Source organism: Brevibacterium pityocampae (assembly GCF_039541555.1).
GTDB classification, from domain to species: domain Bacteria; phylum Actinomycetota; class Actinomycetes; order Actinomycetales; family Brevibacteriaceae; genus Brevibacterium; species Brevibacterium pityocampae.
In genome coordinates this window covers 76,394-95,888 of the sequence record NZ_BAABGL010000035.1, presented here as the reverse complement: position 1 = coordinate 95,888, position 19,495 = coordinate 76,394, and the positions used below count along the sequence as shown (strand labels likewise).

Below are 19,495 nucleotides of genomic sequence, written 5' to 3'. Positions count from 1 at the left end.
GGCTTCCCATTCGCCAGTTCCTTCGGCATAACTCCATCCTCGTTTCCAAGGTCAGGAGCCTCCAACAAACTCAGGGCGCTTCAAACCTACTACAGGCACAAGTCATTGAGCATACGTGGCTAAACATCGAACGATGCGGCGGGAAACCCAAGCTCACGCATATTGAAACATGAACAATGTCCGAACGTGAGCGATAGTTCGCTTCCGACTTAGTCATTCGCTTCAATTACCGGCAGGCATGTCCATCCGTGTGGCCATTTTCGCCGCGGGAAGTACGACGGTGTCACTAATCACTGCGACCGACTTCGAGCCCCGAGTTAGAGCAACGTAGAGTTCTTGGGCACTGTACTTCTCAGGACTCAGAATAATGACATGGTCATACTCCAAGCCTTTGACGAGCAGCGGCCGCGAAACCACACGTGCACTCGGTCTGCGTCCGACGGCGCGAGTATGGTTTCGTGTGCGTTGGAGCGCATCAGCGACCGTGCAATCCTCGGTCGCAGCCACCGTGACCGCCCGGAGGACCTCGCGCCATGCCTCGCGGCAGTGAATGGTGACCTGAGGGAGCTCGCCGAGCCGCTCAAGCGCGATCCGCACGAACCTGGGCTGAGGATCGCTGCGCACCTGCAGGACAGCCTGATACGCGGGCATCAGTTCGGCGCTCCTGGTTGTGAAGGACTTGCCTTCACCGAGCTGCTTTCGTTTGGTTGACGTAATGTGCTTCGCGAGACCGCTGCTGCAGTCGATCGCGAACTTCACGAGTGCCTGCGCAATCTCCGCGCCGCCCTTGGTGTCGATCTTCTCGGCTAGTTTAACTGGAATCTTCTCATCGAGGGCCTCCATCACTGAATAGTTGCCGCCCAGTGTGCCAGCCGCGTTGACACAGTCCCAGCGCTGGTGCCCGAGGACAGCGACCGTGCCTTCGAGCTTCAAGGCTGAATAGCACGTCTGCACGTGCGTCCGCGCGTGACGTCGTTCCACCCATTTGACCGGAGCCGATGCGAGATTTATCGGCATGCCGTGGACGAGTTGTTCCCGGACGCTCACAAGCCACGCGCCCAGCGCCTGGTGATTCGGATCCCAGCGGCGCGGCCTGTAGGCGACCTCCGTGCCGGGGAAATTGGGGATCACGTCAGAATCCCAATCCACCGGCTGGTTCGCGCCAAAATTGAACAGGCTCTGCAGTGGGTCGCCGAACACGGCGGTGGGGATCGACGTTGCCAGAGCAAGCACGAGTTCATGTTGATCGACCAGGCAGTCCTGATACTCGTCGACAAACAGATGGGTGTAGCTGACCTTGAGCATCCGGCCCACGGCTCGCGAACGTGCCGCGCATGCGGCTGCTCGGTGATATTCATCGGACATGTCCCAGTCAGGGGCAGGCGGCACGACGAGCCCCGACAAGTCCGGGAAATGGGCGATCAGGTCATATGCCCAGGAGTCCAGGGTGCGGACTAGCACCGGGCCGCTGAGGACCCCGAACTTCTGCATCCGTCGGCGAAGGGCATCAACGCCAGCATGGGTGTGCGTCAGGACCAGGCACGATCCGCCTCGCCGAGCCACCTCCGCAACCGCCGCTGCGATCAGTTCCGTCTTGCCAGCGCCCGCGGGGAGGGTCACGGAGCACGGCAGCGCGGCGAGCACAATCTCGACTGCTTCCTCGATGCGAGGCTCCTCAGCCATTGGCAGACTGCTCCGGAATATCCACCGGCTCCAGCGCCGCCGGGTAGACGAAATCGCGTAGCTCGCCAATGACCTGTAGCAGGTGGGTATTCTCCAGGCCTCCCCCGTGAGCAATGACGATAGCAGCGAGTTCCTCGCCGCGGTCCTCTCGCTTGAACCACTCTTTGTCCTTGGCGGTGGCGGCATCCGCAATTGCACTGCGCAGCGTGGGCTCGTCCACAGAGGCCTGCGCCTGCCAGGCGGATGCGTCGGTTCCCGAAAGCTTGTCATTGCCGAGCTTCGCTACAACTGACGACAGAATGGCCTGCTCACCCTTGATCTCCAGAGCCAAGTCGACGAGGGCCTGCAACCCTTCGAGTGAGAGGGTCTGGATCACCTCGTCCTCGAGCGCATGCCCAACTTGCCAGCGGTGCACCTCGACGCCAGCTTACTCGGAACTCTCCACCGATCTGTCGATTCTGCGATCGTCGTTGTCGACCAGCATGCAGGTCGGGTACCCGAGTCGCTGAAAGTTCTGAGCGCGTTGGGAGGGCTGTGTGCTGCCCTGTCCGTTGACCAGCACGGTCCCGAGCGATGCCGCCGGAGGACGACCATCGGAGATCCGCTCTGCATCCCAATGCCGAATCAGCCCTCGCAGGAAGCCGACCTCCGTAGCGCCTTCACCGACAAGAACGCGACGCCCAAGTAAAGCGTCAGGAGCACTTCGGAACGTACCTTGCACGTTATCCAGGTCGTCGGGCACATTCTGGCAGTCCGTCCTACCCGCCCCGTCGGACCTCACGACGACGAGATCATCGGCGTTAAGCGTCTTGACTGCCGTGGGCGAATGCGTCGTCATGATCACCTGCAGCTGGCCATCGAGCGCGCGCTTCTTGAGGTGGTAGAGGACCTGCGCCAGACGATGCGGCTCAAGTCCGTGCTCGACTTCGTCGATGGCGATGATCGAGCCGTCTGCCATCGCCTGGTCCTGGATCGACAGGCTCGTTAGCCGCCGTGTGCCCAAGCCGAGACTCGACAGCGGGACGTCCCCGTCATGGAGCATGAGGGTGTGCGCGGAGGTGACCGAACCCGGCGCCAGCCCCGGCCGCAACTGTCCAAACTGCGCCGCGCCGAAATCCCGAGCCGATCTCTGCGCCGCCATCGCAGCATCATGCAGAGCATTCGGGTCGGCGTCGAATACGGCTCGGCGCGCCCCTCGGTGCGCATCGAGAATGACGGACGAAGCACCTTCAACGCCTTCAGTCAGTCCCGAGAGAGCCGATCCGCGCCCCCAGCGAAGGTGGTAGTCGGGGCGCTCTCCGAGGCGAAAAAAGCCCAACTGCCGACGCTGGCTTGCGGAGATAGGACGAGCGTCGTCAGAGCCCGGCCGCACGACTTCCCAGGTCGGATCGAGCTCCGGCGTCACGGTAAGCCTGACCACTAGGCACTCTTCAGCTTCGTCGACGGGGTCGTGCACCAGAGTGCCATCGGGCATGACACCGGAGCGTTCCTTGCCGAGCTGGCTTTCTTTGACCAGGTTGTCCGGCAGATCGGTCACCGCGGCCTCGATGACAATGTCCCTCGACAGATCGAGGCCGTAGAAATCAGCGTCCGTGAACTGCGGATTGTAGTTAGGGCTGAGCACCAGGCCGATGGCGTCCAGCAGGGTGGTCTTAGTGCTGTCGCCCGCTCCGACAAGGCCAATCAATCGTTGATTGATCGCCCACTCCGCAGACTCGATTCCGCGGAAGTGTTCTATCCGGAGCAGGCGGAGCATCATCGGGCTACCTCATCATTGAAGCGGACACTTACAGGCGCATGCCCTCGCTCGAGCCACGGCGCGCACGGTCTCAAGGCGCTTGACGAACAAGACGCTCGTCCAGCAAACGTCAGGGGGCTGCACGTTCGGTGAGGGGCACCCTCAATCGTCTCATAAGGGGCGTCTCGTTTCGGCGTCTCTCGAGACAGGGATATGAGACCGGCACGCCTCCGGAAGTACAACGGCGACGCCATGGCTCATCAAGGTGATGTCTATGAGACTCAAGCCGACGCCTGAGATCTGATGTGGCAGACTAAGAAGTGAACACCCCGGATGACCCCCCAACTCCTCGGAGCGACGTCGCCGGGGTTTTGCTTCGCCGGGAAGCTTCCTCCTTGAAGCGTGACAGGTGTCTCTGAGACTCAGGCCGTCCGCTCGATCTGCGCGATCGCCTCTTCGGTCAGGTCATCCGCTGCCAGCTGTTCTAGCGCCTCCCCCGGCGTGTCGCATCCGAACGTCGAGCCGTAGAACAGCTCGATACCCGCACCGTCATGGTGCGCATGATGCGAACCCACCGCCTCGGCGGTCCAAGAGTTCTCTCCAGCCTCGCGCCGGACCTCGATCAGGAAGTACGTTGCGCCCTCATCGTTCACGGCCATGATGCAATCCTCTCTCGGAGACGTCGGCACCGCCGGATGCGGCGCGGATCACTCCAACTGTACGAAGACAGCACGCCGGAATCAGCGCGATCGCCGGGCGAGTCGATGCGGCTGTTCTCGCACGGGACCAGCACCTATTCTGCGTGGTTGTTCACAACGCGCTGTGCTCGTTGGAGGATTGGTCCATGGGTAAAGGACGACGAGGACGATTCACGATTGAAGGCCAAGAGTTCACGGGATGGATCCCGGCCAAGGAGCTGACGACCCACGAGCAGGAGAAGATCGAGCGCCTCGAGGACGCGATGAACGACCGGCCCCTCGGCTTCGAGGTGCACCAGTCCATGGAGCGGCAGCGCAAGGAGATCGAGGGCGATCTCATCCCGACCTGCGAGTGCGGGCGGAAGGGCCTCCCCGACGACTGGATCTCACCTTCATTCCGCAACCACCGCACGGGACAGCAGCACATCAGCCATCGCCACAAGGCCGAGATGGACAGGATCGTCGGCCATCAGTCAGCCCGGATGGCCGCCGCGGCTCTCGATCACGCGGCCGACGCCTGGGACGGCGACAAGGCGGTCGCGCAATGGCTGCGCGACCGCGCCGAGCACATCGTCGAGGTCGACTACTACGACGGTGAAGAGTGGCCGGAGCAGGCTCAGGCGGACGCATGACGGACGAACTCGACGCGCGCCTCGCCGACGTGCGGGACGAGCTGCTGCGCTCCGGGGTGCCGCGGCGTGAACTCGGCGGCGAAGGGCACCTCCTCGCTGCCCTCACGATCGTCGCCCGCCTCCACCGACCGCAGGACGTCGAGGAGTTTTGCCCCGCCACGTTCGGCGACCCGTGCTCAGTCGCGGACAGGTTCGAGCACCGTGACCTCGGGGACGGAGCCTCCGTCCACGCCGGCGTCGTCGTCCACCGCGAGTGCGCGACGTGCACGGATGAGGACAATCAGCCGGCCGAGCACCCGTGCGCCGAATACGAGGCCGTGGTCGAGGCGCTGGGGCAGTCGCAGCGCTAGTGCTGCGACTCCTCGGCGAACCGACGGGCGTCGTCGCGCATCGCTTCCAGCTTGGCGTAGTTGCTCAGCACGATCTCGGGCTCATAGGTCTGAGGTATCGTCAATTGCCGCATGCGAGCGAGCACCTCCTGGTCCGACAGGCTTTGCAGCCACGCGGCGATCTCCTCGGAGCTCGGAGCGTCGTCCATCCGGGACAGCGTCTCCACTAGGTCGATGCGCACGCTCGCTGCGCCGAGGCGATCATTGTGGAGCTGAGCCGCGGAGGTCGTCACCCCCGACGTCAGCGCCTCGCGCTCGTCGTCGTGGCCGACGGTGATCTCGTACCTGCACGGCAGCGCCGGGGAGGGCGGCTCGGTGCCGGTGACCAAGCGAGGGATCGCCTGCGTCCGAACCCATGTGGCCAACTCATCGAGCTCCCGCATGAGCACCGGCCATCGCTTCGTGCGCGGTCGGTTGATGCCGATCGTCGGGAACAGCGCGACGGGGACCCTCGTCCCCAGAGGCGTCTCCGCGATGACCTCACCGACCTCCAGAGGCACCTCAGGGCGACGCTCGATGTCGGCCAGGGACGGCGGCGTGCGGTCTTCGCGGTCGATGGCGGCGAGCCGGACGGCGGTAATCGCCGGTGCTCGGTGCTTCGAGTGATTCGTGTGCAGCGCGAGCAGTGCCAGCGGGTGGTTCTCCGGATCCCGCAACCGATGAAAGGGCTGCAGGCCCTCGATGCGCCGCAGGACCTCACTGCCGCGCTGCAGAGACGGCGGGCCGCTCTTCGCGCGGCTCTTGACCCACTTCTGGAAGTCGTCGTAGGTGCGCGAAGCGGGCATCTCGACGACCTTGGCCGCCTTCTCGTCGAGCTCGCCGTCGCAGAACTCAATCTCCGCGAACAGCGTGTGCTCGATGGCGTTGCGTAGCGCCACCACTGCGTCAGCGACCAGCAGCGGCACCTTGCGCGGTATCGGCTCGACTCCGGTGACGACGGTACGGCTGTGTGTCGCGCCGATTTCTTCCTGAAGCTGAAGGATGCCGTCCGGGTGCGTCTGGTAGCCGTAGAGGGTCTCTGCGACCTGGGCGATGAGCTCATCAGCGTGCGCGAGCGTCGCAGCGACGCCGAGGTGGCGGTCGGGCAACCATGTATATGCCTGAGTCCTCACGGCAAGATCCTCGCGTGCCAGGTCCACGACGCGATCACGACTTCGGCGTGATCTGCACGGTCTCGGGGTCGAACGTTTTCTTGCCCCGCGGGTGCGGGTAGAGTCGTACGGTGGCGAAGAATTCGATGACGCGCCGCTTGATCATCAGGTCGGCCTCGTCGAAAGCAGCAACGGGGTCCGCGGCATCGAGCACTCCCCCGAGATCCTCCGTTGTCGTGAGCTGACGCTTCTCCTGTTCCAGCTGGGCGATCTCCGCGTTCTCGGCATCCCGGATGCGCTTGAGGTCGAAGCCCTCGACGATCTCGGCGTCGTAGTCGGCCTGTGCGCGCTTGATCTTGGCTTCGTGCTTCGCAATCAGCTCGCGAATAGCATCGAGCCGCGGTTCGTCGGGGAGGACCAGCGCGTCGGCGAGATCCGGTCGGGACAGGCGCTCCCGGATCACACGGATCACCCAGTCATCGATCTGCTTCCGAGAGCGCATGAGATGCCCCTCGCACCGGTAGCGCAGGCTGTGGGCCCGGACCGGCTGCTCGCAGATGCCGCAGAGGTAGAGTCCTGAACCGATGTGCTTGCGTGCCGTGGATCCGGTCTTGTTGGTGATGCGTCGGGGTTCGTTGAGCCTGTCCTGGACGCGCCACCACACGTCAGGCTCGACGATTGGCGTCCACTGCCCCATCACCGGGTCGCCGTTCTCGTCCCGGAGGACCTGCGCGTGCCAGGTGCGACGCTTGTTCTTCTCCCGATCCGTGCGGTCGGTATATACCGAGTAGCCGGCGTAGCGCGGGTTGCGAAGGATGCCAAGCACCGTCGACGAGTCCCACGGCCCGTCCGCGGGCACAGGGCTCAATGGGAGGCCCTCTGCCTTCCGACGCTCGTTGCGCTCGATCGCCAATGTGCGGCTGCGCTTCGGCAGGTGAGGCAGCGTCTTTGGGACCACGTCGGAGACCTCCCCGGAAAGGCCACGGGCGATTGCCGCCACCGAGGGCCCATCGTCGATGGCGAAGAGCCGGAACATCTCATGGACGACAGCGGCCTCGTCTTCGATGAGGTCGCCGTTCGTCGCATAACCCAGAGGGCGGACGCCCTTGGGTGCTCGGCCCTGTTGCGCCCGCTGGAGCTGAGCACGAGACTGCCGCTCGGCCTTGGCCTCGATCTCATTGCGGGCCACCGCCGAGAACAGATCAGCTGCAAGTCGACCCATCGACGTCGAGCAGTCGATGTCGTTCCCCTTGGCGAAGGTCAACAGCACGTGGTGGCGCTGCGCCGCCTCGATGATCCGCACGCCGTCTATCCGGTTGCGCTCGAGTCGTGGCCATTCCTGCGCGACGACGACATCGACAAGGCCCTTATCGATGTCCGTGAGCAGCCGCTCGAATGCCGGGCGGCTCTTGCGCCCAGAGCCCGTCGTGTCGTTGTCCTCGTAGACGTCGACCTGGGTCCAGCCACGGTGTTCGATCAGCTGCTCTGCATCCTCGCGATGCCGCGTAACGCCTCTCCGGTTGTTGTCCCGGTCCAGCGAGATCCGGAGGTAGATGGCTGCTCGTCGCGGAACCGATGTCGAGTTGTCCACGTGCACGAGGATATCCGCAGACAGTGGTCCGCGCCGAAACTGGGCGATGCGGCCATCGTCACTAACGCAGAATCGCGTTACATCTCCTTGATCGAGGATCTAATGTGTTCACGCTCGTCCGCAGTCAATTCATAGAGATCAAACAACTGCTCGTCGACTTCGTCCGACGATCGCGACCAGTCGATCTTGGAGCCCGAGGACACGTCCACCTGCGGCACGAAGCGGTAGGTGCGCCTCGACGCATCTTGACTAACCTTCGCCATTGAGTGCAGAAAACGAGCAAATCTCGACTTCATGTATGCGACGAGATTCAATGCGGTACTCTCGTCCAATTCAAGATCAGCCCCAACGACAATATACGTTTCAGTGCAGACCGATCCCGGCTCGACTACAAACGCGTTCTGATTATCGTCGTTTAACTCTGTTCCAATATTATTCGAGCGAGAAATCAAAACCTTCCAACGATCAATCCAATGATCGTTTGCCGCCACTACTCGCCTTGGGAGATATCCAGCTTTCCTGCGTTTCCCGATGCAGCGCACAGGGTCGTCTATGCCATCGACAACATCCTGATATCCCGAAATGCCGCTCATGTCACCGTCAAGATCAAAAGGCCGACGAGGCGAGACCCAAAACGGATCATCTGAGGGAATCCGAAGTAGGGGTTCTTCCACTCGTCCTCGTCAGGATTCTCCTGATCCCACAGCTCCTGTTCCCTCACGATGTCTGCGAACTGCACGAAGGCGATGATGTCTTCCGGTTCGAACTCACTCCCCATCAAGATTCGATAGGGAGACCCGGATAGATGAAGGCGGATCTTTGCATCAAGGATCTTGAGCCTGTCCTGAGCGTCTGCCAATTCAATTCGGTCGTCTTCCGTCTTAACGATCGCTGATTCGGCCTCGGCAGGCTGCTTCGCCTCTCGCAGCACAGCACCGTACTTCTCGGCTCGTGCTCCGAAGTGAGTCTCGTCAACGATGAGGAGATCAATCTCATCGCTGAAGACTTCCTGGTGCTTCTCCTTGAGTTCGTCACCTTGCAGGTCTTGGAGAGTGAGGAAGACGACGACGCTGTCGTTCTGATCTCTGGCCTTAGCGATTGCGTTTCGATCAGCGAGAAGGTCGTCCGCATCGAGGAAGACGTGACCAGAAAAGTTCCCCGCGGATTCGACTGTCTGCTTCCATTCGCCTTTAACGTCTGCCTTGGCCGAGACCACCAGCACTGTTTGAGCCTGAATCTCCTTCGCGCACAGCAAGGAGGTGAAAGTCTTTCCGAACCGCATGACGGCGTACATCAGCAGGTTTGTTCGACCGGCATCGACGGCGGCTACAAAGTTGTCGACAGCCTGCTGCTGATTGGGGCGTGGTGTCCACTCATCGCCGCGTGCATAGTGGAAGGTCTTGCGTAGTCGCTGAGACGCATCGAAGAAGACGTAGCGGCCACCCTCATGCTGATGGTCATGACGTATGTCCTCGATCGCCATATGAACGTCATCAGAATTGGCGTCCTCGAAGAACTCATTACTGTAGTAGATGCCCGGGCCTAACCCATCACGATCGAGCCGGTGGCGGCCTCTATCTTGTGACAAGAAGTGATGAACTGAATGATCTCGGAAGTAGACGTCGTCTGTGACGGATGCGGAGCCCTCGAAGTGCTGCTGCAGGTCAGGATAGTGCTTCCGCCACTCTTGAAGACGTCGCGTCACGGGACGGTACGTGTCGCCGACTTTCAAGTAGTTCGGCAAGGTGTTGGTGCTGAAGGCATAGATTTTTGGCCGCACTCGCCCAATGATGAGCCCTTCGATTAAATCCAGATTCTCGATCAATCTAGCCCCCGCCTAGCTCGTTAGCTCGGAATACGTATACTTCTTCTTCGCCCGCCAATCGCGGATGACGCATCTGAGGTCTGGGGCTTCCTCGATCTCACCGAACAGCGGTAATACCCCCGTCTCGAAAGGCTCCGCTTGGAGTGGCGGTCGCCCCGTAAGAGCATCCATCTGCCACAGGTTCCACGAAATCACCGCAGCGATCGACGCCAGTTCCGCTCGAGATGGCTCTTCCCCTAAGGCGTCCAGCGAGTACTCGGCATATGACGCCAAGAGGTTCTCGCGGGCAAGAAGCAAGCTGTCACCCTGATACTCGAAGCCGTACGTGCTTTCGAACGCGCGTCGTGCCCACGCGCGCCACTCGGTCGCATCAGCCGCGTTCTCGGAGACGACGCGGAGCTTCCGGTCCAGCAAACCGATGCGGCGCTCCAGCTCGATAGGCTCACCGGTAGCGGCATCGTACCGACTGACGAGGTACGGAGCTTCGCCGCACGCTGCCTCCATGCGGCGGTCATCCACGTACTTCTTCCAGGTACGCTGCCCGTCGGGCTCAAAAGCAATCTTTCCCCGCCGGGGTTCCCAATTCGTGGCCGCGGCATGGTTGAACACGTCTGGCCGGCCGAACCACGCGTCGTCAACACGATTGTTCTGCTCGTTGCACAGCCATGCCGGCGTGAATACCTCGGCCTTGTCCTTGGTACGGTCCCAGCGCTGCTCCTTCGACTTCTCTACGCGGGGCCGAATGACGCCCTGTCGCGGCCCGGTGATGGCAGCGACAGTGATTTGCGCGGACGGAGCATAGGAATTCCCGAGAGCCGTGTAATGATCCGTCGCCCATATGATGTTCCCGCCTGTGGTGCGGTCAACGAGCAGAACCTCGAGGACATCCGGGTAGGAGTCAACGATCGCGTCTTCGCTCACATCGATGTCGAGCATTGAACCCCGTTGAACGGCTTCATTGTGCGCCACTGTGCTCATCTCCTGCTGGGGTGAACCCTCATTATCCTCCGACACGAACAGGCTCACGTCGGCGAACCAGCCGTCTCAGTTTCTGAAAATTCACGCTCCGGGCTGCGTCCGGGAAGAAGCGCACCTGGTCCCCTACTTCTTGCCACCAGAGGTTGTATTGTGCCGGAACTCCACCACGTCACCATCGGCCATGACGTAATCCTTGCCCTCCATACGCACGCGGCCGGCGGCGCGGGCATCGGCCATCGAACCGTGCTGATCGAGGTCCTCGAAGGACACGATTTCGGCCTTGATGAAGCCCTTCTGGAAGTCGGTGTGGATGACGCCGGCCGCCTCGGGCGCGGTCGCTCCCTGCGGGATCGTCCAGGCGCGCGACTCCTTGGGCCCGGCGGTGAGGTACGTCTGCAGCCCGAGCGTGGAGAAGCCCACGCGCGCCAGCTGGTCGAGACCCGCCTCGTCCTGCTCGCTCATCTCGAGCATCTCCGCGGCCTCGTCGTCGTCGAGCTCGGCGAGCTCGGACTCGAACTTCGCGTCGAGGAAGATCGCCTCGACCGGCGCCACGAGTGCGCGCATCTCGTCCTTCTTGGCCTCGTCGGCGAGCACGTCGTCGTCGACGTTGAACACGTAGAGGAACGGCTTGGTCGTCATGAGCTGGAGCTCGCGCAGCGGAGCGACGTCGAACTTCTCCGTATGCATCGCCTGGTACAGCGTCCGCCCCTCCTCGAGGATCGCCTGCGCGGCCTGCATCGCGGCGAGCACCTCGGGCGCGGTCTTCTTCTGCTTGACCTCCTTCTCGATCCGAGGCGTGGCCTTCTCGATCGTCTGGAGGTCGGCGAGGATGAGCTCGGTGTTGATCGTGTCGATGTCGTCGGCCGGGCTGACCTTGCCGTCGACGTGCACCACGTCGGAGTCGGAGAACCCGCGGATCACCTGGCAGATCGCGTCGGCCTCGCGGATGTTCGCGAGGAACTGGTTGCCCAGCCCCTCCCCTTCCGAGGCGCCGCGCACGATCCCGGCGATGTCGACGAAGCTCACCGTCGCCGGCAGGATCTTCGCCGAGCCGAAGATCTCGGCGAGCCGGTTCAACCGGGGATCCGGCAGTTCGACCACGCCGATGTTCGGCTCGATGGTCGCGAACGGGTAGTTCGCCGCGAGCACCTGGTTCTTGGTCAGGGCATTGAACATGGTGGACTTGCCGACGTTGGGCAGTCCGACGATTCCGATAGTAAGAGCCACGGTCACCCAGTCTAGCCGGGCCCGCTCCGTCCTTGACACCGCCCTGCGACCGGGTGGGCTCAGGGCACCACCGATCCCCGGTGCGCACCCGGCCGGAGCCAGAGCCCGCGAGGGGTGAGGCTCAGACCGGGTCGCCCTACACCGGACCCTGCGTGTTCGGCTCCCAGCCGAGCCCCGGGGCCACGTGCTCGGCGAACGCCTCGAGGATGCGGAGGTTGAAGTCGACCCCGAGCTGGCTGGGGATCGTGAGCATCACCGTGTCGGCCGCCTGCACCGCGGCATCGGCCCGCAGCTGCTCGACGAGGGCGTCCGGCTCGGCGGCGTAGGTCTTGCCGAAGGTCGAGCGGAAGCCGTCGATGACGCCGATCTGGTCCGCCGCCCCCTGGCCGCGCAGGCCGAAGTGCAGCCGGTCGTTCTCGTTGACGACGGGGAAGATGCTCCGGCTCACCGACACCCGCGGCGCCCCGGTGTGGCCGGCGTCCCGCCACGCCTCGCGGAACAGTGCGATCTGCTCGGCCTGGAGATCGGCGAACGCATCCCCGGTCGCCTCGGTGAGCAGGGTCGAGCTCATGAGGTTGACGCCCTGGGCGCCGGCCCATGCGGCGGTCTCCCGCGATCCCGCACCCCACCAGATCCGGCTCGCCAAACCCGGGGAATGGGGTTCGACGCGGAGCCTCCCGGTGCGGCCGAACTGCTCGGGGTCCGCCTCGGCGATCCCCTCGCCGCGCACCGCACGCATGAACAGATCGAACTTCTCCCGCGCGAGGTCCGCCCCGCGCGGGTCGGTCGACCCGGTGTAGCCGAACGCCTCCCAGCCGCGCAGCGCGGGCTCCGGTGATCCGCGGCTCACGCCGAGGGCCACCCGGCCGCCGGACAGCAGGTCGAGGGCGGCCGCCTCCTCGGCGAGGTACAGCGGGTTCTCGTAGCGCATATCGGGGTTGTAGCGTTGGAGTCATTGGCTACCGTCGTCTACAAGTACCTACACACTTGATCGGTGCTGCACGTTTCAGGGTCCGGGTGCGCGGCGTCCTGTCTGAGGTCCGCGATAGTGTCGCGCAGCACGGAGAGCTGCGCGATCTGCTGCTCGATCTCAGCGAGGCGCACGTCAAGCAGGTCGCGCACGTGCTCGCAGGGCGCATGGCCGCCGTCGCGGATGTCGAGGATCTGGCGGATCTGGGCGAGGGTGAGGCCCGCGGCCTGGCCGCGGTGGACGAAGTCGATCCGGGCGACCGTCTCGGGTGCGTAGTCGCGATAGCCGGACTGCGTGCGCTCGGCCGGCGGAAGCAGCCCCTGCCCCTCGTAGAAGCGGAGCGTCTTCGCCGTGGTGCCCGCGCGTTCGGCGAGTTCTCCGATGCGCATCGCGGCCTCCGATCGTTCGGCAGGAGCAGGCTTGACCTTCCCCTGCACTGGAAGGTCCAGTATGGCTGAGACAGAGCAGAAAGCCAAGGACTGACAGGAGCAGCGATGCCTACCAAGTACGACCTCGCCATCATCGGATCCGGAGGCGGAGCATTCGCCGCCGCCATCCGTGCGACCACGCTCGGCAAGTCGGTGGTGATGATCGAGCGCGGGACGCTCGGCGGCACCTGCGTGAACACCGGCTGCGTGCCGTCGAAGGCCCTCATCGCCGCTGCCGACACCCGTCACGTCGCCGCCGACGCTTCAGGCCGGTTCCCGGGGATCGCGGCGACGGCTGAGACAGTGGACATGCCTGCGCTGATCGCCGGGAAGCAGGCGCTGGTCGAGTCGCTGCGCGGCGAGAAGTACGCCGACGTCGCCGACTCCTACGGCTGGCAGGTCCGCCGCGGCGATGCATCGTTCGCCGGCGGCCCAGACGCCCCGGTACTGGAGATCATCGCCGGCGACGGGACGGTCGAGACCATCGAGGCCGACCACTTCCTGGTCGCGACTGGTTCTCGCCCGTGGGCTCCGCCGATCGACGGCCTGGAGGAGACCGGGTACCTGACCTCGACCACGGCAATGGAACTCGCTGAGGTTCCTGAGTCGTTGCTGGTGCTCGGCGGCGGCTACGTCGCCCTGGAGCAGGCGCAGCTGTTCGCTCGCCTCGGCTCGCAGGTCACGCTGCTGGTGCGGTCCCGGCTCGCCTCGAAGGAGGAGCCGGAGGTGTCCAAGGCGCTTCAGGAGGCGTTCGCCGACGAAGGCATCCGCGTCGTCCGCCGCGTGGTGCCCACCCGGGTCTCCCGCGGCACGGGAGGCGAGGCCGTCGTGACCGCCGACGTGTCCGGCGACTCGCAGGAGTTCCGCGCCGAGCAGGTGCTCGTCGCCCTCGGACGCCGTCCCGTCACCGATGGCCTGAACCTCGATGCGGTCGGGGTGAAGACCGGGGACTCCGGCGAGGTGGTCGTCTCCGACCGGCTGCGGTCCTCGAACCCGCGGATCTGGGCCGCGGGCGACGTGACCGGGCACCCCGAGTTCGTCTACGTCGCCGCCCACCACGGCACCCTCGTCGCCGAGAACGCGTTCGCCGACGCCGATCGTGCCGTCGACTATTCCCGCCTGCCGCGGGTGACGTTCACCGGGCCCGCGATCGGAGCGGTCGGGATGACCGAGAAGGAAGTGCTTGCTGCGGGGATCCGCTGCGATTGCCGCGTCCTGCCGCTGCACCACGTGCCCCGCGCGCTGGTCAACCGCGACACCCGCGGGTTCATCAAGATCGTCGTGAACGCCGACACGAACGAGATCCTCGGCCTGACCGCCGTCGCCAAGGACGCCGGAGAGCTCGCCGCCGCCGGTGTCCACGTGCTCGGCAAGACCGTCGCCGAGATCGCCGACGCCTGGGCTCCCTACCTGACGATGGCCGAGGGCATCCGGATCGCCGCGAAGGCCTTCACCACCGACCCGTCGCTGCTGTCGTGCTGCGCATGACCGGCAGCGCAGGCAATCGGGGAGATCTCATCCTGAAGAGGTGCAGACGACGAGCGCCGATCAGGACCGCGACGAACGGCGCGCCGGTCCCGTCGTCGCTGCAGGGACCGGACTGCTCTTGCTGGCATGCTGCGCGCTTCCGTTGCTGCTCTGTTGCGGCCTGCCGCTCATCGCGGCGGGCGGAGCACTCGCGGGCGTCGGTGGGCTCCTCGGTAACCCCTGGATCATCGGTGCCGGGATCGCCGTCGTGATGGCCGTCACGGCGGGGATGCTCGTCAGGTTAGGGCGGCGGCACCGAGGCCGCAGGACCGGCTGCTGCGAAAATCCTTCGACCGCTGATCGGAACCGGTAGCTCGAGCGGATCCAGCCATCATCGCCACCTCGGCCACTTCGGCACCCCGCGACCCTTCCACGTCTCCACGAGACCGGCGGCCGAGCGGACGGACGCGAAGAGCCCGTAGCCGGCCCCGGCGAGACCCACGGAGACCACGAGCCAGCGCCCGATGCCGAGCCAGATGCGCCCGTCCACGTCGAGCGCCCACTGAGCGCCCGTGATGAGACCGGCGATGCCCATCCAGAGCCCGGCGACGACCACGACCACCGGCAGCAGGGCGAGGCACATCGCAGCGGCGGGCGACCAGAGCTGACGCGCTTCGAGCTTCGCCGTCGCCGCCATCATCCGCTCGGCGCGCTCGTTCGAGGCGTCGAGGTTCGCGGTCATCGTGGCCGAGGCCTCCCCGGCGACCTGCTCGACGGCCTTCTCGACCCGCTCCTCAGTACGCTTCTCGATCCGCTGCACCGCGCCGCCGACCTGGCTCACAAGCTTCTGGTTCGTTGTGGCCTGCACCTTCAGACCCTCAATCGCCGAGGCCGTAGCCGCGCGATTCTTCTGCGCCTCCGCGACCAAGGTTCGCGACGCGGCGTTCAAGCTCTCGCCGTTGAGACTCTGCGCGAACTCGCCGAGCGTGCTCGCGATCTCGTTCTGCCTGCTCTCGATACTCGCGATCCTCGCGGACACGTCGCTGGAGGGCGAGGAGGTCGACGCCGGGGTCGTGATCCGCTCCAGCCGCCTCGTCGTCTCCTCGTCCATGACCTTCACGAACCCCGCGAGCTTCTTCTGCTGCTCGGTCAGCGTGGCAATCCTCGTATTCTGCGCCTCGACGGCGGCGAGGATCGAGGTCAACAGCTCCATCGTCTCCGGACTGCCGAGCGGCTGCGGCGACTGCACGGGCCCGTTCTGCTGCTTCAGCCTGTCGAGCGCTGCGCTCATGTTCCTGCTCCTTCTGCTGCTGGTGGTAGTCGAAGAACGCCTGCGCGCCCTCCGGGGTGAAGTCCGCCGAGAGCGCGCTCGCGCGTTTGCGGCGATCGGCGCGGCCGGACTCGCCGCGGCGGTCCTCGATGTAGAGCGTCCAGGTCTCCTGCCCGGCGCGCTTGCCCTTCTTGCTGACGGGGCTGTGCAGCCGCATCCTCGGCACACGTTCCCCGGCGTCGTCGAGCTGCTGGTTCTGCTCCTCGATCACCGCTTCGAGACCGGCCTTGTCCACCACGCGGGGGTCGGCCAGTGCGGCGCTCATCCGGTCACCCATCTCGCGGTCGAGCCCGCCCTCCGCGAAGTCCTCGCGGCGCAGCTCCCAGTCCTTCGGCGCGTGCTCCAGCCGCTTCACGACCGAGAGCCCGTGCTCTCGCATCAGCTCGTCGTTCGCCGACTGCACGCCCCGCTGGTTCCCGGCCTTGCGATCGTGGAACGTCCGGTAGTTCGAGAGCGCCTTTCCGGTCCGGTTGCTGTGATTGATGACCAAGATGTGGTTATGCGGCTTTCTGCCCCGGCCATCCACGTGACTGACCACGAGGCAGTCCGAGTCGGGGTGCATCCTCTTCGCGAGCTGATAGCCGAGATCGTTCACCCGCTGCACGTGCTCCGGGTTCTTCGGGTCGAACTCCTCGTCGCTGAAAGACTGCCGGTAATGCAGCGCCTCGACCTCGCGCGTGGTGTTCTGCGTGAGCGCCCGTGCGCGCGCCGAGAATGCGCCAGGGCCTCCCGGCACTTCGCACGTGATCGCGACGCCCCGCTCGTCCTCCTTCCCGCGGATATAGCGCTCGGTGTCGGCGGCGCTGGTGCTCGGGCTGTAGTGGGTGGTGCTCATGCGGCCGTCCGATCCCCGAGCAAGGCGCGGACCTCGCGCAGCAGCTCGATCAGCTCGGGCACCTCCGACGACAGCGCCACCGCCTCACCGGCGCGCGCGGCGATCCAAGTCGTTGACGTTGATCGCCAGCGGGCGCACCTGGGCAGCCAGCTCACGAGCGTCCGCCGACGCCTGCACACGCGCCTCGACCCCGAGCAGGTGCGCCGCCACGGCGGCGTCCAACTCCTCCGAGCGGGAGGCGTGGAGGGCATCGCGTACGACGGTCCGTACCCACGTGCTCGGAGCCAGCCCGAGCCGCTTCGCACGAGTGCGAAGCGCCGCGAGCGTCTCCTCCCCGAAGTCGGTATCGAGCTTCGCGCGGCCCCCACGACGACGCTTCGCGCCGCCGTGACTCTGACGCACAGCCTCCGCATCAGCCCGACCGGTGTTCACCTGGGAGTCGGTCTGCTGCTCCACCTGTACGCCAGAGTGGCAAGCAGTAGGCCTGTCGGACACATCGCTGACGCTCGTGTCCTCCAGCCCTGCTTGCGAGGGGCCTCCGGCCCCCTCGACCCCCTGGAAGAGCGAATGCTGATCGGTGCTCATGCGGCACCTTCGATCAGCGCCAGCGGCACGTCCGGACTTCGCACCGCGAGCCCGCTGAGCAGCTCCGCGACCGCACCGTCCGCGTCGTGTTCCGCCGAGGTCTCCGGACCGTACGTCAGTTCCCGCGACCCGGCGTTCTGGTGGTACGCGTTGCCGTACATGCCGGGCGTGTGCGCGGCGGTCGGGATGCTGCACTGGTGCCACTCGTAGGGCTCGATCTTCCCGATGTGCTGCACGAGGTAGCGGTTGATGTCGTCGGCGCGGTAGACCTTCACGACCGACGCCAGGCGGCGGATGAACTGGTCCAGCGCCTCGTCCACGTTGCCCTTCTGGCGGGCGTAGTAGAAGAACTCGACCGGCTCGATCGTCGCCGTAATCACGATGAGGCGCGGAGCCACCTCGCCCTTGTTCTTGTACCGAGCCTTCGCAGGCGAGGCGTTATACGGATCGAGCAGCAGCAGCCAATCGTTCGCGTCCATCGCCGAGGCCCGCAGATCGTCCAGCAGCAGCACCTCCTCGCCCCGCCAGTCATCCAATGGGTTCCCCGTCGCGGCACGGTAGACCTGCCACCGCTCGCCATGTGCATTGGCCGCGCTAATCGCCTCGGTGATGAAATCCGTTGCGAACCGAGTCTTGCCGATCCCGGCATCCCCGTGGACGAACACCACGTGCGTCGAGAAGGCACCGGCGCGCAGCTTCGCGGCCGCCCGGTACGCGCGGCGCTGGCCGTAGGCCGACAGCGCGTCGTCGATCTCCCGCTGATGCCGCGAGTAGATGTCGAACAGTTCGTCCGTGAGCATGATCTGATCCCGCGTGATTTCGCCCTGCAGCACCCGCTCCCGCATGTCCTCGAAGTTCTCCGCGACGACCTTCTTCTTCACGTGGGCGCGCCCCTTGAGCCAGGTCTCCCGGCGCTGGGCGTCGATCCCGAGGTAGTCCGGCCCGCGCACCGTGGCGACCTCCGACGGCGCGTACTGATGCTTGTCCGCATACTTCACGTGAGTCAGGTACGACAGCATGTTGTCGAAGGCGTACCGACCGCGGCCCGGCTTCTCGACGTACTGGGGCTCGACGCCGATGCCGAACGCGAGCCGATCCAGCGGCGCGCTCTTCGCACGGCTGGCGAACTTGATGACCGCGTGCAGGTGATCGGGCTTCGGCTCGACCACCAGAGCCTTCTCCGTGTCGCTCCAGACCTCGCGCTCATCCTTGTCGTGCACGATTCCGTAGGCCTCGATGACCTCGCAGCCGATGGCCTCGAGCCGCTGCGCGACGTAGGCGAGGATCGCCCCGGCTCCCTGCTCGAGCAGCGCGGCCCCGTTCGGGTCCTCGGCAGCCCAGGTCCAGTACGACGGATCGAGGTACTGCGTGAGCCCGATGCTCGTCGGGTTGTTCTCCTGCTTAGCCACGGCGACCACCCCCGTCGCAGGCGGCGTGGAGGGCCGCAGAGGGGGTGCGGCGCCTAAATGACCCCGTATTGACCCCCAAATGAGACCTCAAATGAACCCGCGAGGCGACGCGACGCAGCGAAGACGGAATCGGCTTCTGACCAGGCGCGTTGTTGCAAGGCGCGGCAATCGACAAGCCCTTGCCGCGCCCGTAGGAACGAATGAGGCCCCCGAAACTCTTGGAGTGCGAAGCACGGCTGCGGACCGTCATCACGGCGATGGGCAGCCCGCCTTCGGCGGGTGCCAGGCCAGGCCCTCCGGGCGGGGTCAGGTCGGCGGGTGCGGTGCTGAGGTTGCGTGCGTCGGCGTGCATCAGCGACCACCGCCCCGGCCGTAGCGCTTGATGACAGCCTGATGCGTGACGCCGAGGGCGTCGCCGATCCTGGCCCAGGTCACCCCGTCGGCGCGGGCGTCGGCGACGGCGATCTCGACGGCCTCCTCCAGCACGGAGCGGAGCACGCCGAGGTCGTAGAGCTGGGCCTCGCCATCGGCGAGGGACGGGTCGCCCTGTCGCCAGCGGAAGCTGGTCAGGTGATCGAAGGCGGCGGAGTTCGCGCTCATCAGCGACCACCGCCCATCA

Annotated in this window: 19 protein-coding genes and 1 pseudogene; 3 read left to right on the top strand and 17 right to left on the bottom strand. The window is 65.1% G+C overall.

Going from position 1 to position 19,495, the window contains the following annotated elements; translation table 11 throughout:
- Nucleotides 1–222 precede the first annotated feature (222 nt).
- From ABD883_RS13010 to ABD883_RS12995, 4 genes are all read right to left on the bottom strand, one after another.
- A complete protein-coding gene (locus ABD883_RS13010) occupies nt 223–1,683 on the bottom strand; it encodes a UvrD-helicase domain-containing protein (protein ID WP_295688599.1) in 1,461 nt (486 codons plus the stop codon).
- Nucleotides 1,676–2,059 carry a hypothetical protein gene (locus ABD883_RS13005; protein WP_345032626.1) on the bottom strand — a complete coding sequence of 128 codons (384 nt, stop codon included), beginning with the start codon at nt 2,057–2,059 and terminating at the stop codon, nt 1,676–1,678. Before ABD883_RS13005 ends, ABD883_RS13010 begins: the two co-directional genes overlap by 8 nt.
- Nucleotides 2,060–2,110: 51 nt before the next feature.
- Entirely contained in the window at nt 2,111–3,442 is a 1,332-nt protein-coding gene (locus ABD883_RS13000; protein WP_345032623.1) for an ATP-dependent nuclease, read from the bottom strand.
- A gap of 401 nt (nt 3,443–3,843) precedes the next feature.
- Nucleotides 3,844–4,080 (bottom strand): hypothetical protein, encoded by a 237-nt coding sequence (locus ABD883_RS12995; RefSeq protein WP_295688603.1) that lies wholly within the window; start codon nt 4,078–4,080, stop codon nt 3,844–3,846.
- Between the two features lie 143 nt (nt 4,081–4,223).
- On the opposite strand from ABD883_RS12995, the gene ABD883_RS12990 reads away from it, so the two are divergent.
- Both ABD883_RS12990 and ABD883_RS12985 read left to right on the top strand, forming a co-directional pair.
- Entirely contained in the window at nt 4,224–4,751 is a 528-nt protein-coding gene (locus tag ABD883_RS12990; protein ID WP_295688604.1) for a hypothetical protein, read from the top strand.
- Complete coding sequence (locus tag ABD883_RS12985) at nt 4,748–5,101, top strand: hypothetical protein (protein WP_295688605.1); 354 nt, start codon at nt 4,748–4,750, stop codon at nt 5,099–5,101. The genes ABD883_RS12990 and ABD883_RS12985 overlap by 4 nt, the downstream gene beginning before the upstream one ends.
- On the opposite strand, the gene ABD883_RS12980 is transcribed toward ABD883_RS12985, so the two are convergent.
- The 8 genes from ABD883_RS12980 to ABD883_RS12945 all read right to left on the bottom strand — a co-directional run bounded on the left by ABD883_RS12980 (nt 5,098) and on the right by ABD883_RS12945 (nt 13,211).
- Nucleotides 5,098–6,252: a hypothetical protein gene (locus ABD883_RS12980; protein WP_345032620.1), complete on the bottom strand. Its 1,155-nt coding sequence runs from the start codon at nt 6,250–6,252 to the stop codon at nt 5,098–5,100. The genes ABD883_RS12985 and ABD883_RS12980 overlap by 4 nt on opposite strands.
- A 34-nt stretch (nt 6,253–6,286) precedes the next feature.
- On the bottom strand, nt 6,287–7,822 hold the full coding sequence (locus tag ABD883_RS12975) for a recombinase family protein (protein ID WP_295688608.1): 1,536 nt from the start codon (nt 7,820–7,822) through the stop codon (nt 6,287–6,289).
- 77 nt (nt 7,823–7,899) lie between these two features.
- Nucleotides 7,900–8,415: a hypothetical protein gene (locus ABD883_RS12970; RefSeq protein ID WP_295688610.1), complete on the bottom strand. Its 516-nt coding sequence runs from the start codon at nt 8,413–8,415 to the stop codon at nt 7,900–7,902.
- Nucleotides 8,412–9,647: a DEAD/DEAH box helicase family protein gene (locus tag ABD883_RS12965; RefSeq protein ID WP_295688612.1), complete on the bottom strand. Its 1,236-nt coding sequence runs from the start codon at nt 9,645–9,647 to the stop codon at nt 8,412–8,414. Before ABD883_RS12965 ends, ABD883_RS12970 begins: the two co-directional genes overlap by 4 nt.
- A 12-nt stretch (nt 9,648–9,659) precedes the next feature.
- Nucleotides 9,660–10,673, bottom strand: coding sequence for a hypothetical protein (locus ABD883_RS12960; RefSeq protein WP_295688614.1), 1,014 nt, complete (start codon nt 10,671–10,673; stop codon nt 9,660–9,662).
- Nucleotides 10,674–10,748: 75 nt separating this feature from the next.
- The gene (ychF, locus tag ABD883_RS12955) at nt 10,749–11,852 is read right to left on the bottom strand and encodes a redox-regulated ATPase YchF (RefSeq protein WP_295688617.1); all 1,104 of its coding nucleotides are present in this window, start codon (nt 11,850–11,852) and stop codon (nt 10,749–10,751) included.
- 136 nt (nt 11,853–11,988) lie between these two features.
- Nucleotides 11,989–12,783 carry an LLM class flavin-dependent oxidoreductase gene (locus ABD883_RS12950; protein WP_295688619.1) on the bottom strand — a complete coding sequence of 265 codons (795 nt, stop codon included), beginning with the start codon at nt 12,781–12,783 and terminating at the stop codon, nt 11,989–11,991.
- A gap of 38 nt (nt 12,784–12,821) precedes the next feature.
- Nucleotides 12,822–13,211, bottom strand: a complete 390-nt coding sequence (locus ABD883_RS12945) for a heavy metal-responsive transcriptional regulator (RefSeq protein ID WP_006215441.1) — start codon at nt 13,209–13,211, stop codon at nt 12,822–12,824.
- A 105-nt stretch (nt 13,212–13,316) separates the two neighbouring features.
- On the opposite strand from ABD883_RS12945, the gene merA reads away from it, so the two are divergent.
- The gene (gene merA, locus ABD883_RS12940) at nt 13,317–14,738 is read left to right on the top strand and encodes a mercury(II) reductase (RefSeq protein WP_006215442.1); all 1,422 of its coding nucleotides are present in this window, start codon (nt 13,317–13,319) and stop codon (nt 14,736–14,738) included.
- 370 nt (nt 14,739–15,108) lie between these two features.
- Here the strand turns inward: merA and ABD883_RS12935 are convergent, their stop codons facing one another.
- From ABD883_RS12935 to ABD883_RS12915, 5 genes and pseudogenes are all read right to left on the bottom strand, one after another.
- On the bottom strand, nt 15,109–16,008 hold the full coding sequence (locus ABD883_RS12935; RefSeq protein WP_345032614.1) for a hypothetical protein: 900 nt from the start codon (nt 16,006–16,008) through the stop codon (nt 15,109–15,111).
- A gap of 412 nt (nt 16,009–16,420) precedes the next feature.
- A pseudogene (locus ABD883_RS12930) lies at nt 16,421–16,882 on the bottom strand (relaxase/mobilization nuclease domain-containing protein); the annotation flags it as partial.
- Nucleotides 16,883–16,966: 84 nt separating this feature from the next.
- Entirely contained in the window at nt 16,967–17,467 is a 501-nt protein-coding gene (locus ABD883_RS12925) for a hypothetical protein (protein ID WP_258562628.1), read from the bottom strand.
- Entirely contained in the window at nt 17,464–18,885 is a 1,422-nt protein-coding gene (locus tag ABD883_RS12920; RefSeq protein WP_040004150.1) for a Rep family protein, read from the bottom strand. The genes ABD883_RS12925 and ABD883_RS12920 overlap by 4 nt, the downstream gene beginning before the upstream one ends.
- Nucleotides 18,886–19,227: 342 nt before the next feature.
- The gene (locus ABD883_RS12915) at nt 19,228–19,476 is read right to left on the bottom strand and encodes a hypothetical protein (RefSeq protein WP_006215448.1); all 249 of its coding nucleotides are present in this window, start codon (nt 19,474–19,476) and stop codon (nt 19,228–19,230) included.
- Nucleotides 19,477–19,495: the final 19 nt, after the last annotated feature.

Coding starts and splice junctions, on each gene's coding strand:
- ABD883_RS13010 (WP_295688599.1), bottom strand. CDS start 1,683: ATGGCTGAGGAGCCTCGCATCGAGGAAGCAGTCGAGATTGTGCTCGCC.
- ABD883_RS13000 (WP_345032623.1), bottom strand. CDS start 3,442: ATGATGCTCCGCCTGCTCCGGATAGAACACTTCCGCGGAATCGAGTCT.
- ABD883_RS12995 (WP_295688603.1), bottom strand. CDS start 4,080: ATGGCCGTGAACGATGAGGGCGCAACGTACTTCCTGATCGAGGTCCGG.
- ABD883_RS12985 (WP_295688605.1), top strand. CDS start 4,748: ATGACGGACGAACTCGACGCGCGCCTCGCCGACGTGCGGGACGAGCTG.
- ABD883_RS12970 (WP_295688610.1), bottom strand. CDS start 8,415: ATGAGCGGCATTTCGGGATATCAGGATGTTGTCGATGGCATAGACGAC.
- ABD883_RS12950 (WP_295688619.1), bottom strand. CDS start 12,783: ATGCGCTACGAGAACCCGCTGTACCTCGCCGAGGAGGCGGCCGCCCTC.
- ABD883_RS12945 (WP_006215441.1), bottom strand. CDS start 13,211: ATGCGCATCGGAGAACTCGCCGAACGCGCGGGCACCACGGCGAAGACG.
- merA (WP_006215442.1), top strand. CDS start 13,317: ATGCCTACCAAGTACGACCTCGCCATCATCGGATCCGGAGGCGGAGCA.
- ABD883_RS12935 (WP_345032614.1), bottom strand. CDS start 16,008: ATGAGCGCAGCGCTCGACAGGCTGAAGCAGCAGAACGGGCCCGTGCAG.
- ABD883_RS12925 (WP_258562628.1), bottom strand. CDS start 17,467: ATGAGCACCGATCAGCATTCGCTCTTCCAGGGGGTCGAGGGGGCCGGA.
- ABD883_RS12915 (WP_006215448.1), bottom strand. CDS start 19,476: ATGAGCGCGAACTCCGCCGCCTTCGATCACCTGACCAGCTTCCGCTGG.